General features: G+C 65.3%; 15 protein-coding genes. 11 read left to right on the top strand and 4 right to left on the bottom strand.

The genetic code is table 11. The annotated features are described in order from the left end of the window. Positions 1-9 precede the first annotated feature (9 nt). From sufC to MUN85_RS11260, 5 genes are read left to right on the top strand one after another with little or no spacing between them, the layout of a single operon-like run. Positions 10-768 carry a Fe-S cluster assembly ATPase SufC gene (sufC, locus tag MUN85_RS11280; RefSeq protein WP_092565846.1) on the top strand — a complete coding sequence of 253 codons (759 nt, stop codon included), beginning with the start codon at positions 10-12 and terminating at the stop codon, positions 766-768. Beyond that, the gene (locus MUN85_RS11275) at positions 768-2,039 is read left to right on the top strand and encodes an aminotransferase class V-fold PLP-dependent enzyme (protein WP_250506782.1); all 1,272 of its coding nucleotides are present in this window, start codon (positions 768-770) and stop codon (positions 2,037-2,039) included. Before sufC ends, MUN85_RS11275 begins: the two co-directional genes overlap by 1 nt. After that, a complete protein-coding gene (gene sufU / locus MUN85_RS11270) occupies positions 2,039-2,491 on the top strand; it encodes a Fe-S cluster assembly sulfur transfer protein SufU (RefSeq protein ID WP_250506781.1) in 453 nt (150 codons plus the stop codon). Before MUN85_RS11275 ends, sufU begins: the two co-directional genes overlap by 1 nt. Positions 2,492-2,495: 4 nt before the next feature. Next, positions 2,496-2,825 (top strand): metal-sulfur cluster assembly factor, encoded by a 330-nt coding sequence (locus MUN85_RS11265; RefSeq protein ID WP_092565852.1) that lies wholly within the window; start codon positions 2,496-2,498, stop codon positions 2,823-2,825. A 21-nt stretch (positions 2,826-2,846) separates the two neighbouring features. Further along, a complete protein-coding gene (locus MUN85_RS11260) occupies positions 2,847-4,088 on the top strand; it encodes a CapA family protein (RefSeq protein WP_250506780.1) in 1,242 nt (413 codons plus the stop codon). On the opposite strand, the gene ypfJ is transcribed toward MUN85_RS11260, so the two are convergent. After that, positions 4,085-4,978, bottom strand: a complete 894-nt coding sequence (gene ypfJ, locus MUN85_RS11255) for a KPN_02809 family neutral zinc metallopeptidase (protein ID WP_250506779.1) — start codon at positions 4,976-4,978, stop codon at positions 4,085-4,087. The genes MUN85_RS11260 and ypfJ overlap by 4 nt on opposite strands. A gap of 63 nt (positions 4,979-5,041) precedes the next feature. Further along, positions 5,042-5,851, bottom strand: a complete 810-nt coding sequence (locus tag MUN85_RS11250) for a class I SAM-dependent methyltransferase (protein ID WP_250506778.1) — start codon at positions 5,849-5,851, stop codon at positions 5,042-5,044. 276 nt (positions 5,852-6,127) lie between these two features. Here MUN85_RS11250 and MUN85_RS11245 point away from each other — a divergent pair, with 276 nt between their 5' ends. The 4 genes from MUN85_RS11245 to MUN85_RS11230 all read left to right on the top strand — a co-directional run bounded on the left by MUN85_RS11245 (position 6,128) and on the right by MUN85_RS11230 (position 10,588). Further along, complete coding sequence (locus MUN85_RS11245; protein ID WP_250506777.1) at positions 6,128-7,747, top strand: HNH endonuclease signature motif containing protein; 1,620 nt, start codon at positions 6,128-6,130, stop codon at positions 7,745-7,747. 127 nt (positions 7,748-7,874) lie between these two features. Beyond that, the gene (locus MUN85_RS11240) at positions 7,875-9,488 is read left to right on the top strand and encodes an ABC-F family ATP-binding cassette domain-containing protein (RefSeq protein ID WP_250506776.1); all 1,614 of its coding nucleotides are present in this window, start codon (positions 7,875-7,877) and stop codon (positions 9,486-9,488) included. A gap of 73 nt (positions 9,489-9,561) precedes the next feature. After that, positions 9,562-10,149, top strand: coding sequence for a SatD family protein (locus MUN85_RS11235; protein ID WP_250506775.1), 588 nt, complete (start codon positions 9,562-9,564; stop codon positions 10,147-10,149). A gap of 4 nt (positions 10,150-10,153) precedes the next feature. Continuing rightward, positions 10,154-10,588, top strand: coding sequence for a hypothetical protein (locus tag MUN85_RS11230; protein ID WP_250506774.1), 435 nt, complete (start codon positions 10,154-10,156; stop codon positions 10,586-10,588). Between the two features lie 4 nt (positions 10,589-10,592). On the opposite strand, the gene MUN85_RS11225 is transcribed toward MUN85_RS11230, so the two are convergent. Beyond that, a complete protein-coding gene (locus tag MUN85_RS11225) occupies positions 10,593-11,399 on the bottom strand; it encodes an SURF1 family protein (protein WP_250506773.1) in 807 nt (268 codons plus the stop codon). Then, entirely contained in the window at positions 11,396-11,851 is a 456-nt protein-coding gene (locus MUN85_RS11220; protein ID WP_250506772.1) for a DUF3099 domain-containing protein, read from the bottom strand. The genes MUN85_RS11225 and MUN85_RS11220 overlap by 4 nt, the downstream gene beginning before the upstream one ends. Positions 11,852-11,926: 75 nt before the next feature. Between MUN85_RS11220 and MUN85_RS11215 the strand changes: the two genes are divergently transcribed. Beyond that, the gene (locus MUN85_RS11215) at positions 11,927-12,637 is read left to right on the top strand and encodes a beta-ketoacyl-ACP reductase (RefSeq protein ID WP_250506771.1); all 711 of its coding nucleotides are present in this window, start codon (positions 11,927-11,929) and stop codon (positions 12,635-12,637) included. Between the two features lie 25 nt (positions 12,638-12,662). Next, a complete protein-coding gene (fabI, locus tag MUN85_RS11210) occupies positions 12,663-13,433 on the top strand; it encodes an enoyl-ACP reductase FabI (RefSeq protein ID WP_250506770.1) in 771 nt (256 codons plus the stop codon). Positions 13,434-13,446 lie beyond the last annotated feature (13 nt).

Below are 13,446 nucleotides of genomic sequence, written 5' to 3'. Positions count from 1 at the left end.
GGATTAGAATTGTCCACTCTTGAAATCAAGAACCTCCACGTCCAGGTCGAGACCAACGACGGACCAAAAAAGATCTTGCAGGGCGTCAACCTCACCATCAACTCCGGTGAGATTCACGCGATCATGGGCCCCAACGGCTCCGGCAAGTCGACCCTGGCCTACTCGCTGGCCGGCCACCCCAAGTACGAGGTGACCGAGGGCGAGATCTACCTCGACGGCGAAAACGTCCTGGAGATGAGCGTCGATGAGCGCGCCCGCGCGGGCCTGTTCCTCGCGATGCAGTACCCCGTCGAGGTCGCTGGCGTCTCCGTGTCCAACTTCCTGCGCACCGCACGCACCGCGATCGACGGCGAAGCCCCCAAGCTGCGCACGTGGATCGGTGAGGTCAAGGAAGCTATGGAGCGCCTGCGGATGGATCCGGACTTCGCCAACCGCGACGTCAACACCGGTTTTTCCGGCGGCGAGAAGAAGCGCCACGAGATCCTGCAGATGGACCTGCTGCACCCGAAGTTCGCCGTCCTGGATGAGACGGACTCGGGCCTGGACATCGACGCGCTGCGCGTCGTCTCCGAGGGCGTCAACCGCGTGCACGAGCAGGCCGATACCGGCATCCTGCTGATCACGCACTACACGCGCATCCTGAACTACATCAAGCCGGACTTCGTCCACGTCTTCGTCGACGGCCACATGGTCGAGCAGGGTGGCCCCGAGCTTGCCGAGCGCCTCGAGGCCGAAGGCTACGACCGCTTCCTGCAGGCGGCCAAGTAATGCCGACGTCGCCCGTGGCACCGCGCTCCGACTTTCCCGCGTTGGAGCGCAACCTCGGCGACGTCGCGCTGACCTACCTGGACTCGGCGGCCACGTCGCTGAAACCGCAATGCGTCATTGACGCTGAAGCAGATTTCTACGCCCGCCTGGACGGCGCCGTACACCGCGGCGCCCACCAGGTGGCCGTCGAGGCCACGGAAATCTATGAGGGCACACGCGCGAAGTTCGCGGCCTTCGTCGGCGCGAGCACCGATGAGATCATCTGGGCGAAGAACGCGACCGAGGCCATTAACCTCGTCGCCTATTCGCTGCTCAACGCCTCGATCGACGAACGCTTAAAGCCCGGCAGCGTCGATGAGCGCCTGCTCATCCGCGAGGGCGATACGATCGCCGTCACCCAGGCCGAGCATCACGCGAACTTCGTGCCGTGGCAGCAGCTTGCCGCCCGCGCCGGCGCGACCTTCCACGTCGTGCCGGTGCTCGCCGATGGCACGATCGACTACGCCGCGCTCGCCGAGCTGCCCGAGCGCACCCGCGTGTTGGCCTTCACCCAGGCCTCCAACGTCACGGGCGCGCTCACCGACGTCGCGGCGATGGTCGCGGCCGCCAAGGAACGCGGCGCCCTGACCGTCATGGACGCCTGCCAGTCGGCGGCGCACCTGCCGCTCGACCTGGACGCCTCCGGGGTCGATTTCGCGGCCATGAGCGCGCACAAGATGCTCGGCCCGACGGGCGTCGGCGTGCTCTTTGGTCGCTCACACCTGCTCGCCGCGATGCCGCCCTTCATTACGGGCGGCTCGATGGTGGCGATCGTGACGGCCGAGGCCACGCGCTTCATGCCCGCGCCGATGAAGTTCGAAGCCGGCACCCAGATGACGGCGCAGATCGCGGGGCTGAACGCCGCGATCGACTACCTGCGCGGACTCGGGATGGATAACGTCGCGCGCTACGATCTTGAGCTCGGCGATTACCTGCTTGACGCCGTGCGTGCCGTGCCCGGCACTCGCATCATCGGGCCCGAGAGCGGCGAGCGGCTGGGCCTCGTCGCCTTCCAGCTTGGCGATGTCCACCCGCACGACGTCGGCCAGTACCTGGATGCCGCCGGCATCGCCGTGCGCGTCGGCCACCACTGCGCCCAACCCGTGCACCGCGCCCTCGGCGTACAATCATCCACGCGCGCCTCGATCGGTCCCTACACCTCGCGCGCCGATATTGACCGCTTCGCCGACCGCCTCGCCGGCGTCCTACCCTTCTTCCAAGGAACCGCCTAATGGATGCGATGGAACAGCTCTACCAGCAGATCATCCTCGATCATTCCAAGGCCCGCCACGGTGCGGGCCTGCTGCCCGAATACGACGGTGAATCCTTCCAGGTCAACACCACATGCGGCGACCAGGTTCTGCTGCGCGTCGGCCTCGATGGCGATCGCATCGCCGCCATCGGTTACGAGGGGGAGGGCTGCTCGATCTCGCAAGCCTCCCTGTCGATCATGCACGACATGACGAGCGGGCAATCCCGCGAGACCTTCGATCACCTCTCCGACGTCTTCACCGAGATGATGCACTCGCGAGGCGTCTTCGACGAGACCAAACTCGATGAACTCGACGATGCCTCCGCCTTCGTGGGCGTCGCCAAGTTCCCGGCGCGCATCAAGTGCGCGCTGCTCGGCTGGATGGCGCTCAAGGAGGCCATCGCCGACGCCGACCAAGGTAAGGAAGAATAACGACATGACTGAGCAGACCCCCAGCCCCGTGACTGCCGCCGACATCGAAGAAGCGATGCGCGACGTCATCGACCCGGAACTCGGCATCAACGTCGTGGACCTCGGCCTCGTCTACGGCGTGAACCTTGAAACCGACGGCACGGCCGTCATCGATATGACCCTCACCTCAGCCGCCTGTCCGCTGACCGACGTCATCGAAGATCAGACGTATTCCTGCCTGGAAGGCCTCGTCAAGGATTCGCGCATCAACTGGGTGTGGATGCCGCCGTGGGGGCCCGACAAGATCACCCCCGAGGGCCGCGAACAGCTGCGCGCACTCGGCTTCAACGTCTAGTTCTGGCGGTATTCTAGCGGGGTGAAGTCCCGCCTGGTTTTCCTCGCTCCGGCTCTGGCCGCGACGCTGCTTGCCGCGTGCACGAGCACGGCCCCGACGCAGCAACCGACCTCCCCAACACCTTCGGCGACGACTCCGTACGCGAGCCCCTGGCCCTCCGACGGCAAGACCGAGGTCCCCCCAACGACGTTCACGGTCGTCTCCGCGGGCGATATCCTGCCGCATACCTCGGTGTATGAAGCCGCAAAAAAGCCCGACGGCACCTATGACTTCGTGCCGAAAATGGCCGAGTCCCGGCCATTCGTCGAGGGCGCCGACCTCGCGCTGTGTTCGCTCGAAATTCCCATCGCACCCAAGGGCACGAAACCCTCGGGCTATCCGATGTTCGGCGCGCCCACAGAGCTCATCGGAGATCTGAAAACCCTCGGCTGGGATGGCTGTACGATCGCGACGAACCACACCGGCGATCGCGGCTGGGATGGCCTGAAGACCACGCTCGACCTGTTCGATCAGCACCAGCTTGGCGCGACGGGCGCGGGCCGCAGCGAGGCCGAGCGCCTTTCCCCGGCCTACTACCGCCTCACCAAGGACGGCCGCACCGTTACGATCGGGCACGTCTCCGGCACCTACGGACTGAACGGCATGCCCGATCCGGGCAAGGCGCAAGGCTTCCAAGCCGTTAACATGCTCGAGGACATGCTCGAGGCCGCCAAGAGCGCCAAGGCCGCCGGCGCCGACATCGTCATCGTCAGCCCGCACTGGGGCATCGAATACCAGATGCAGCCCAACGACGAACAGGTCACGCTCGCGCGCGCCCTCGCCGAATCGGGCGCCGTCGATGCCATCATCGGGACGCACCCGCACGTGCCGCAAAAGATCGAGAGCCTTCCCGGCCCAGGCGGCGCGAAGGTGCCCGTCGTTTACTCCACCGGCAACTTCTACTCCGGTCAGGATGAGAACTGCTGCACGCGGGAGACCGCCACCGGCGTCATGGTCCAACTCGCGATCGAAGCCGATGACACCGCCGCCACCGTCAAAGCGATGACCTACACGCCGGTCACGATGGATCTGGCCGCCGGTCGCACCCAGTACCTGCTCGCGCCGCTGCACCAGGGCAAGCGCCCCGAGGGCCTCACGCTCGAGGCCTCGCGCATCACCAAGCGCTGGGAGGCGCTGCTGGCCGTCATGGGAAGCGAGCTCATGAGCACGACGGCACCCACCGGCAAGGCGAGCGTCGAGCTCATCACCGAGCCAGCCCGCTAGGGCTGCTGCACGCTCCACGTATCGCAGGACTGCATCGTGCCGTGCTTGTAGCCCTGCACGAACCACTTCTGGCGCTGCTCCGCGCTGCCGTGCGTCCACGTCTCCGGTGAGACGCGGCCCTGCTGAGCCTGGATCCGGTCATCGCCGACGGCAGCCGCCGCGGCCAGCGCATCGTTAATCTGCTGCTCGGTGGGCGGCTTCAAGAAGGTCTTGCCGGTTTCCGGGTCGACGGAATTGGCGGCGTGATGCACCCAAATGCCCGCATAGCAATCAGCCTGCAGCTCGCTGCGCACCATCGTCGAAGCCGGACCCGTGTCATTGTGGTCGACGCGGCGCAGCTGGCCCGTGAGGTTTTGAATGTGGTGGCCCCACTCGTGCGCAATAATGTACTCCTGCGCGAGCGGCTCGTTCTTGGCGCCGAGCTGGGTTTCGAGCGCGTCATAGAAATTGACGTCGATGTAGACGGTGCCATCGGCGGGGCAGTAGAACGGACCCGTCGCCGACGACGCCGAGCCACAGCCGGTATTCACCGCATCGGTAAAGATCCTGAAGTCGGCTTGCTGGTAGTTACGTCCCGCCTCCTTTGGCAGGATCGGCTTCCACACCTCATCGAGCGACTCGACGGTGGCGAGCACCCGGCACTCCGAATACTTGTTCGCGTCCGCACCCGTCTGGCACTTTTCCAGGACGTCGGTCTGTTCCTCCTGGGCGCCACCCCCGCCGGCGCCCGGTCCGATCGGCGCGCTGGACGGATCCCCGCCCATGAACATGTACAGCAGGAGCAAGAGCAGGCCGCCCAGGCCACCGACACCGCCGGCCACCATGCCACCGCGACCGCGCGACGAACTTCCGCGTCCCGGATTGGTCCGGATCCCCTCGTTAAAGGTCATGTTTCCTCACCCGTGTCAGCGCTGGTGCTAGCCCAGCCAAGCCAAAAGACTGGTCACCTAATTTTAGTCACGTCTGTATAGCCACGCCACACAGGCGTAGGGCAACTCGATCGGATCCGCCTCGCCGTAGCCGAGATGCTCGCGCAGGTACCATCGAAGATTGTCCTGCATTCTCGCGCGTGTCGCGGCGCTAGCCGCCAAGTACGAGGAGCGGGTACGCGCCAGCGCCATGACCTCATCGGGAAGCAGCCGCTGACTAAAGGACGACGTGACACGTTCGGGCACGCCGAAGTGTGGCCGCAGGTCCCGGTAACCGCGCATGAGGTGCACGTCCCCGCTGCGCATGATTCGCGTCAGCCGGTGCACCCACGGCACATCGGTCGCGAACTGGTTCCAGATCAGCGCGAGCGTGCCCTCCGGCCGCAGGATCCGCGCGGCCTCCGCCGCCGCGGCCTGCTCATCGACCCAGTGCCAGGCCTGCGCATAGGTCACGACGTCGGCGCAGCTCGCCGGCAGTCCCGTGTCTTCGCCACGTGCCTTAAGGACGCGCACCCGCGCGGCCAGCGGGGCAGTGTCACAGGTCGCGCGCAGCTGATCCGCCATCGCGGCCGCAGGTTCAATCGCGGTGACGTCGAGGCCGCGCGCCGCGAGCAGTCTCGTGAACTTTCCGGTTCCGGCACCGCAATCTACGACGTGGCCCCCGTGCGGCGCCCGCGCCGCGACGGCCGAGACGATCGCCTCGGGATACTCCGGCCGAAAGCGTTCGTAGGTCTCATCGGCCACCTGAAATGCGCGCGCCCGCTGCAGGCGCGTGCGCCGATCCCGGCGCGAGACTCCCACCGCCTGCAACGCCTGCTGCTCCTCATGTGTCACCTGCCCAGTCTACGAATCGCGCACCTAAGCAGCCCGCACCCTTGGCGAACCTCCACAACCTGGCCGTAAGAATCCACAAAATGCTCAAAAACCCGCGGCCAGCACCTTGTCGGCAACCCGCTCGCAGCGCGCCAACCATTAACCCTGTGCACAGCCGCGAGTGCCAGGGCCGGCCTCGCCAGTTATCCCCAGCTACCTCGCAGCCGCAGGTGGTAGATAAGCCCAAATTTAATTCTCACCATTGAAGTTCGATTCGAACACTCGTACGATCGACGTATGAGTTACCCGCCCGGCGAGATGCGCGAAAGCCTCAGCAGCGTTCTAGCGCAGCTGCGGCCGCTTCGCGCATCCCACATGTCCGGTGGGAGCGACGAGGAGCGGCTCACAGTCATGAAACTCCTCATGGATATCGAATCCGAGCTCGCGGGTCTGAAGACAGACCTGCTCGCCGAGCTCGAAAAGGATGAGACGACAACGCGCGCCACCGGGCTTGCCACCTCATCCTGGGTGCGCCACACGAGCAATGTGCCGCAGCGCGTCGCGCGCTCCATGGTGAAGGACGCGAAGAAGACCGCCAAGTACCAGCGCTTCATTGACGCCGTCCGGTCTGGATCGATGACGGAGTTCCACCGCCGGATCGCGGTTGCCGCCATGGAAGTAATCGAGCAGGACCCGCACGCCCTTGCTCACCCCGAGATTCTCGACATCTGTGAAGAGGCCCTCGTGCAGATGGCGCGCGAGCACGATCCCGATACATTCCGCGCCAGGGCCAGAGAGTTGCAAGAGCGGATCGCCGCTGAAACCCTCCAAACGCAAGAGGAAGAAGCCGCGCGCAAGGCCCAGCGCAACCACGAAGCGCGCTTCCTCAAGGTATCCCAGAGCTTCGATGGCTCGATGACCTACGTCAACGCGGCATTCCCGACGGCAAGCGCCCTCGGCGCCCTCGCTGTCCTCAACGCGCGAGCGCAAGCAAAGTTTGCCACGACTAACTCCCGGGAAGGTACCGGCGAGGCAACTATCGCCCAGTACCGCGCAGACGCCTTCCTCGAGGTCATCGCCGAGGACCAGATTGGTAGCCGCTCGCCGGTACTCGGCGGCGATAGGCCCCGCATCGTCATCACCGCCGACTTTCGCCAGATCTTGGCGGAGAACTGCCAGCTCCTAGGCATTACCGACGACGAATTGAGCGAAGCCAGTGTCGATGACGATCTCTTCTCTGCCGCGTTCGACTCTGTGGCGCCCACGACGCCATCTGATTCCCAGGTAGGCGACAATCACGCCGCCAGCGCCGGCGCCGGCGCTATCTTCGCTCGCAGCGAGGGCGAGATCCGTGCCCGCGCCCGGGCCATGGTCGATGCCCTACGCACGACGGCCTCGCGCTACTGGCACCGAACCACCGATACCGGCATCCGCCTGTCAGCCCTGGATCTCAGACTCCTCGCGTGCGACGCCGAAATCATGTTCGTTGACCTGGACGAGCAGGGCGTTCCCCGCGGCTCCACCTCCAGAAGCCGAACGGTCGGCGCCAAACTCCGACGCGAACTCACGGTGCGCGATCGTGGCTGCGTCTTCCCAGGGTGCACTGTGCCCGCTACGGGATGCGAGGCCCACCACATCGAGCAGTGGATAAGAGGCGGGCCAACCTCGCTGGGCAACGTTGTCCTCGTGTGCGCCCACCACCACCGCCAGGTCCAACACGACGTGGGGGATACCGAGCATTGGCGGATCCGCATGTCCGAAGCCGGAACCCCCGAGCTCATCCCACCCGAGCGCGTAGATCCGCTGCAGCGGCCGATCATCCACGACCGCTACAAGGCCTACCGCGAGCCCATCACCATTCGCGATGTGAGAGCCGGAACGCCGGATCTACCTAACAGCGGCGCGAGCGCCGCCTAACAACCCACAGGTATGGCCCGCACGCTCAGTGTGGGCCATTAGCCATGCCCAGAGGCGAAAATAACCGGCTCGATACGCTCCCGCTTCGCTAGCATGGAGCGCGGCCAAGGAAAGGACCACCACCCCCATGATCTCCGTTCAGCACCTATCCTTGCGGATCGGGCCGCGCGAACTCATCCACGACGCGACGTTCCACGTCGGCGCCGGGCAGCGCATTGCCCTCGTGGGGCGCAACGGAGCGGGAAAAACCACCCTTACCAAGCTCCTGGCCGGCGAAGAAGGCACCTCAAGCGCCATCTCCTATGAAGGAACGGTCCTGCGCAAGGGCGATATCGGCTATCTCCCGCAAGACCCTCGCACCGGTGACCTGAACCAGCTCGCCAAGGATCGTGTCCTTTCCGTTCGCGGCATCGACGAGATCATCCGCCGGATCGCCAAGGCTGAACACGAGATGTCGACCGCCACCGGCGCCAAGCAACAAAAAGCCATGGAGCGCTACGTCCGCCTCGATGCCGAATTCACGGCGCAAGGTGGCTGGGCAGCCAACGCCGAAGCCGCTCGCATCACCTCCAACCTAAGCCTGCCCACCCGCGTCCTCGACCAGCCCCTCGAGACCCTCTCAGGCGGCCAGCGCCGCCGCGTCGAACTCGCGCGCATCCTGTTTTCCGACGTCAAAACCCTCCTGCTGGACGAGCCCACCAACCACCTCGATCACGACTCGATCCTGTGGCTGCGCGACTACCTGAAGACGTACTCCGGCGGCCTCATCATGATCTCCCACGACGTCGACCTCGTCCGCACCGTGGCAAACGAGGTCTTCTACCTCGACGCTAACCGTGCCGAACTCGATGTCTACAAGATGGGGTGGGACGCCTACCTCAAACAGCGCGACGCCGACGAGCGCCGCCGCAAGCGCGAGCGCGCCAATGCCGAGAAGAAGGCCTCCGCGCTCTTAGCCCAGGCCGACAAGATGCGCGCCAAGGCAACGAAGGCCGTGGCCGCCCAAAACATGGCCCGCCGCGCCGAACGAATGCTCGCCGACCTCGCGGAAGAGCGCCGCGCAGAAAAAGTCGCCCACCTACGTTTCCCGGACCCGGCTCCCTGCGGCAAGACCCCGTTGACAGCCGAAGGCCTGTCCAAGTGGTACGGCTCCCTCGAGGTCTTCACCGGCGTCGACCTCGCCATCGACCGCGGCTCCAAAGTCGTCGTGCTTGGCCTAAACGGCGCCGGAAAAACCACCCTGCTGCGCCTGCTGTCGGGAATTGAAGCCCCCGACACGGGTCGCGTCATCCCCGGCCACGGGTTGAAGCTCGGCTACTACGCGCAGGAACACGAGACCCTCGACATGACGCGAACCGTCGTCGAAAACCTGCGCAGCGCCGCCCCAGATCTCGACGACACGCAGGTCCGCTCGATCCTCGGCTCCTTCCTGTTTTCCGGCGACGACGCGAACAAACCCGCCGCCGTCCTATCGGGAGGCGAGAAGACACGTCTTGCCCTCGCCGTCCTCGTCACCTCCTCGGCCAACGTCCTGCTCCTGGACGAGCCAACGAACAACCTCGATCCGGCCTCGCGCGACGAGATCCTCGCGGCGCTCGCGGCCTTCACCGGCGCCGTCGTTCTCGTTTCGCACGACGAGGGTGCGGTCCGGGCCCTGAACCCCGATCGCGTCCTGTTGTTGCCCGACGGGGAAGAAGACCTCTGGAGCGAGGACTACGAGGAGCTCATCTCGCTCGCCTGATCGCGGCTGATATGTTGCTATCAGCCATAAACGTCTGATATTAAAAAATCAGACGTTATTGTATGATGGTCCTATGTTTGTTCTGACGGTGGACCAGATCGATTCCGGATCCAACCCGGATCGGGTACCGGAGGGGGTCGCGGCGCTGAATGCGCTTGACCCCATCATCGCCTTCGAGCGGACGGTCGGCGACGAGTTCCAGGGCGCCTTCGAGGCCGCCGACGACGTGGTCACGGCGCTGCTCGCATTAGCTCAGCAGGATTGCTGGCATGTCGGACTTGGTATCGGCGAGGTCGAGAAGCCCCTGCCAAAGCACTCTCGCGAGGGTGACGGTCCGGCTTACCGGGCGGCGCGCCGAGCCGTGGACCTGGCCAAGCGGCAGCGGGCGGTGACCTTTGAGCCGGGTACCAAGGCAGCTGCGGAGGCGACCGCGAATGCCCAGGCCACCTATCGGCTCATGGCGGCCCTGCTTTCCCAGCGCACGGAGCGGCAGTGGGAGCTGGCCGCGCTCGCCGAAACCGAGACTGGCGCTGCCATCGCGAAGCAGCAGGGGATTACGCCGCAGACGGTCTCGGCCGTGCTGAAATCTGGACACGCTCGCGAGATCGACGAAGCCCGACCAGTCCTAGCCCGGCTCCTGCACAGCGCAGATATAAGCTAAGCGCATGGACCCGTACCAATTCGTGTTCTCGCCCGGATTGCCTCAGCGCCTGGTCATCATCGCCATCTTCATCGTGGCTTCGGCCGTGCTCGGCTGGATTATTACAGCTGCAATCCTGCGCATTGCCAAAGTTCGGCGGCCGCTGCGCGAGCCCGACAAGGTTCCGGTCATCGAGGCCAAGGTGCCGCCAGTAGAAGTTATGCGCGGCGGAGCCCTCATCGGCGTCCTCGAGCGCATCCTCATTACCGGGGTCGTCATGCTCGGGCAGCTCTCCCTAGTCGCGGTCGTTCTCGCCATCAAGGGATTGGGCCGCTATCCCGAACTGAAATCGACGCCGGAGGCCTCCGAACGCTTCATCATCGGGACGCTCACGTCGGTCGCCGTTGCGCTGCTGGCTGGCTATCTCGGCCACGTCGCGCTGCTGTACATCAGCTGGTAAGACGTTAGCGCAACTGCGTTTCTACGAGCGCGTCCTCTTCCGTTTCCAGCGAGGTCCGAGCAACCTTCGGGGCGACCTCGCCGGCATTTTCCGCAGCTTCTCGCCGCGCGAGAATAGTCAGGCCGACGATCGTGCCAAGGGCGAAGACCCACCACTGGAAGGCATATGACAGGTGGGGACCCAGGTTACGTTCAGGTTTCGGGTAGGAGCCAAAGCCTTCCATGCCATCGCTGACTTGGACGTAGCCGTACAGCACCGGACGCTGCGATGCGGCTGACGCATCCGGGCCGTGGATCGCGGAGACCAGCTGTTCTGGGTTGATCGATTGCGCCTGGCCGTGAGCGATGCCGCGGGTATCGACGGGTTCAGCAGGACGCAGCCGGCCGGTGAGGTGCGCCGTGCCAGCTGGCAGCGGCGGGGGAGCGGGATTATCGTCCGTGACGGGGATCCAGCCCCGATCGACCAGGACATCGACGCTGTCAGTGTGCAGGAGCGCCAGAACTCGATAGGCATTCTCGCCGCCCACCGCACGATTGCGGATAAGGATCTGCTCCGGCGCCCACGTGCCCGTCAGCTCAACGGGCTGCCACTCCCGATCCCCGCTCACCGTAACTCCAGCGGCGATCACGTCAGACAGCTGGGTGACAGGGGCGTCATAAGCGGCGTCAAATTGGGCGACGAGCTCCTTTTTATACTCGTAGCGCCCCCACTGCCAGAGCCCTAAGAAAATGCACGTGACGACGACGATGAGGCCCGTGAGGATCAGCCCCACCCAGCGGCCGCTGGAAAGGAAACGGTAGGAGCGTTTCACCGCAAAAACTCCGTCTCGTCGGTAAACCACTCGGGATGGCGGGCGCGCTGAAAGCTCGTGGACAATGGGTCTGTTGGCACCTCGGCCTCGCGCATGGCGGGGGCGGCCGCCAGCTCACGGGATTCGATGATTGAACCATCGGGGGCGATGACCGGACCGGAGCCGGGCGGCAACGCACTGTGCTGTTCCGCGGCGCCACCGGTGGCGCGCTCGTCGATCGTGCCCGACGGTTCGCGCCCAGCATTGGCCACCATGACGGCGAGCATCGGCAGCAGGATCGCGCCCGCGGCAAACAGCCAGCGGTACCAGCCCGGAGTCACGGCGCACAGAATAAAACAGACGGTGCGAAACACCATCGTCACGAGGTAACGGGTCGTTCGATCATCCACGTCCTCGGACAGGGCACGCCGAGCTGACGTGATGTGATAAATCCGCTCGGCCTTTGTGCCCATACGTGCAGGCTATCGCGTCCTTTTGTTGGGTGTACACCAAGGCCGAGTGCGACTGGGCACGATAGCGTCGAGGGGATGGATACCACACGCATTGCAGTAGTGACCGGCGCGAACCGGGGAATCGGCCGAGCGATCGCCACCCGCTTACTAGACGACGGCTACACCGTCGCCGGGATTCACCGTTCGGGGGAGCTTCCCGAGGGGGCCCATTCCTATCGCGCGGACCTGACCGATAGTGAGTCCGTGACGACGGCCTTCGACGCGATCCGCGAGGATCTCGGGCCGGTCGGCGTTCTCGTCGCCAACGCGGGCATCACCAAAGACGGCTTGCTCGCGCGGATGACCGAAGAGGACTTCGCGGCCGTCATCGACACGAACCTCACCGGCGCCTTCCGCTGCGTGAAGGCGGCGACCAAGGACATGATGCGGGCGCGCTATGGACGCATCGTACTCATCTCCTCCGTCGTTGCCACCTATGGCGGTTTCGGCCAGGTCAACTACGCCGCGGCGAAGTCGGGCCTCATCGGCATGGCTCGCTCGATCGCCCGCGAGCTGGGCGGGCGCGGCGTCACCGCAAACGTCATCGCCCCGGGCTTCGTCACCACCGACATGACCGCCGAGCTGCCAGAAAAGATCGCCGCCGACTACCTCGCGCGAATCCCCGCCGGCCGGTTTGCCGCCCCCGAGGAAATCGCCGCCGCCGTCTCCTTCCTCGCCAGCGAGGAGGCCGGATACGTCAACGGCACGCTGCTGAACGTCGACGGCGGCCTCGGCATGGGCCACTAAGTAGCTAGAAGATTAAGGACCACCTATGAGCACCCTCGTTAAGGACAAGACACTCCTCATCACCGGCGTCTTGAAAGAAACATCGATCGCGTTCCACGTCGCGCGCCTCGCCCAGGAGCAGGGCACGAACGTCATCCTGACGGCTCCCGGCCGCCAGACCCGACTGCTCAGCGCGATCGCCCGCCGCCTGCCCGAGGCCGCTCCGGTCCTCGAACTCGATGTCACCGACGAGGACAACCTCGCCTCGCTTGCGGACCGGGTGCGGGAGCACACCGATGAATTGCACGGCGTCGTCCACTCCATCGGATTCGCGCCCCAGTCGGTCATGGGTGGCAACTTCCTGGCGGGCACCTGGCCGGATGTCTCGACGGCCGTGGAGGTCTCGGCGTTTTCGCTGAAGTCCCTGGCCGTCGCAGCCCAGCCGCTGATGAAGCCCGGCTCGGCGATCGCGGGTCTGACCTTCGATGCGCAGTTTGCCTGGCCGGTCTATGACTGGATGGGCGTTGCCAAGGCCGCCTTCGAGGCGACCGCGCGCTATCTCGCACGTGATCTTGGTCCCGCTGGCATTCGCGTCAATCTCGTCTCGGCCGGGCCGCTGCGCACGGTGGCCGCCACCTCCATCCCGGGCTTTGACCAGATGGAAAACACGTGGGATTCCCGCGCCCCGCTGGGCTGGGACGTCACCGATGCCGAGCCCGCGGCCAAGGCCGTGCTGGCGCTGTGCTCGGACTGGTTCCCGGCGACGAGCGGTGAGATTGTGCACGTCGACGGCGGCGTGCACATCATGGGCCAGTAGTCGGCGTTGTCGC

The sequence above is a fragment of the Bowdeniella massiliensis genome (assembly GCF_023634005.1).
GTDB lineage: Bacteria > Actinomycetota > Actinomycetes > Actinomycetales > Actinomycetaceae > Bowdeniella > Bowdeniella massiliensis.
This window is presented reverse-complemented; position numbering and strand designations above follow the sequence as displayed.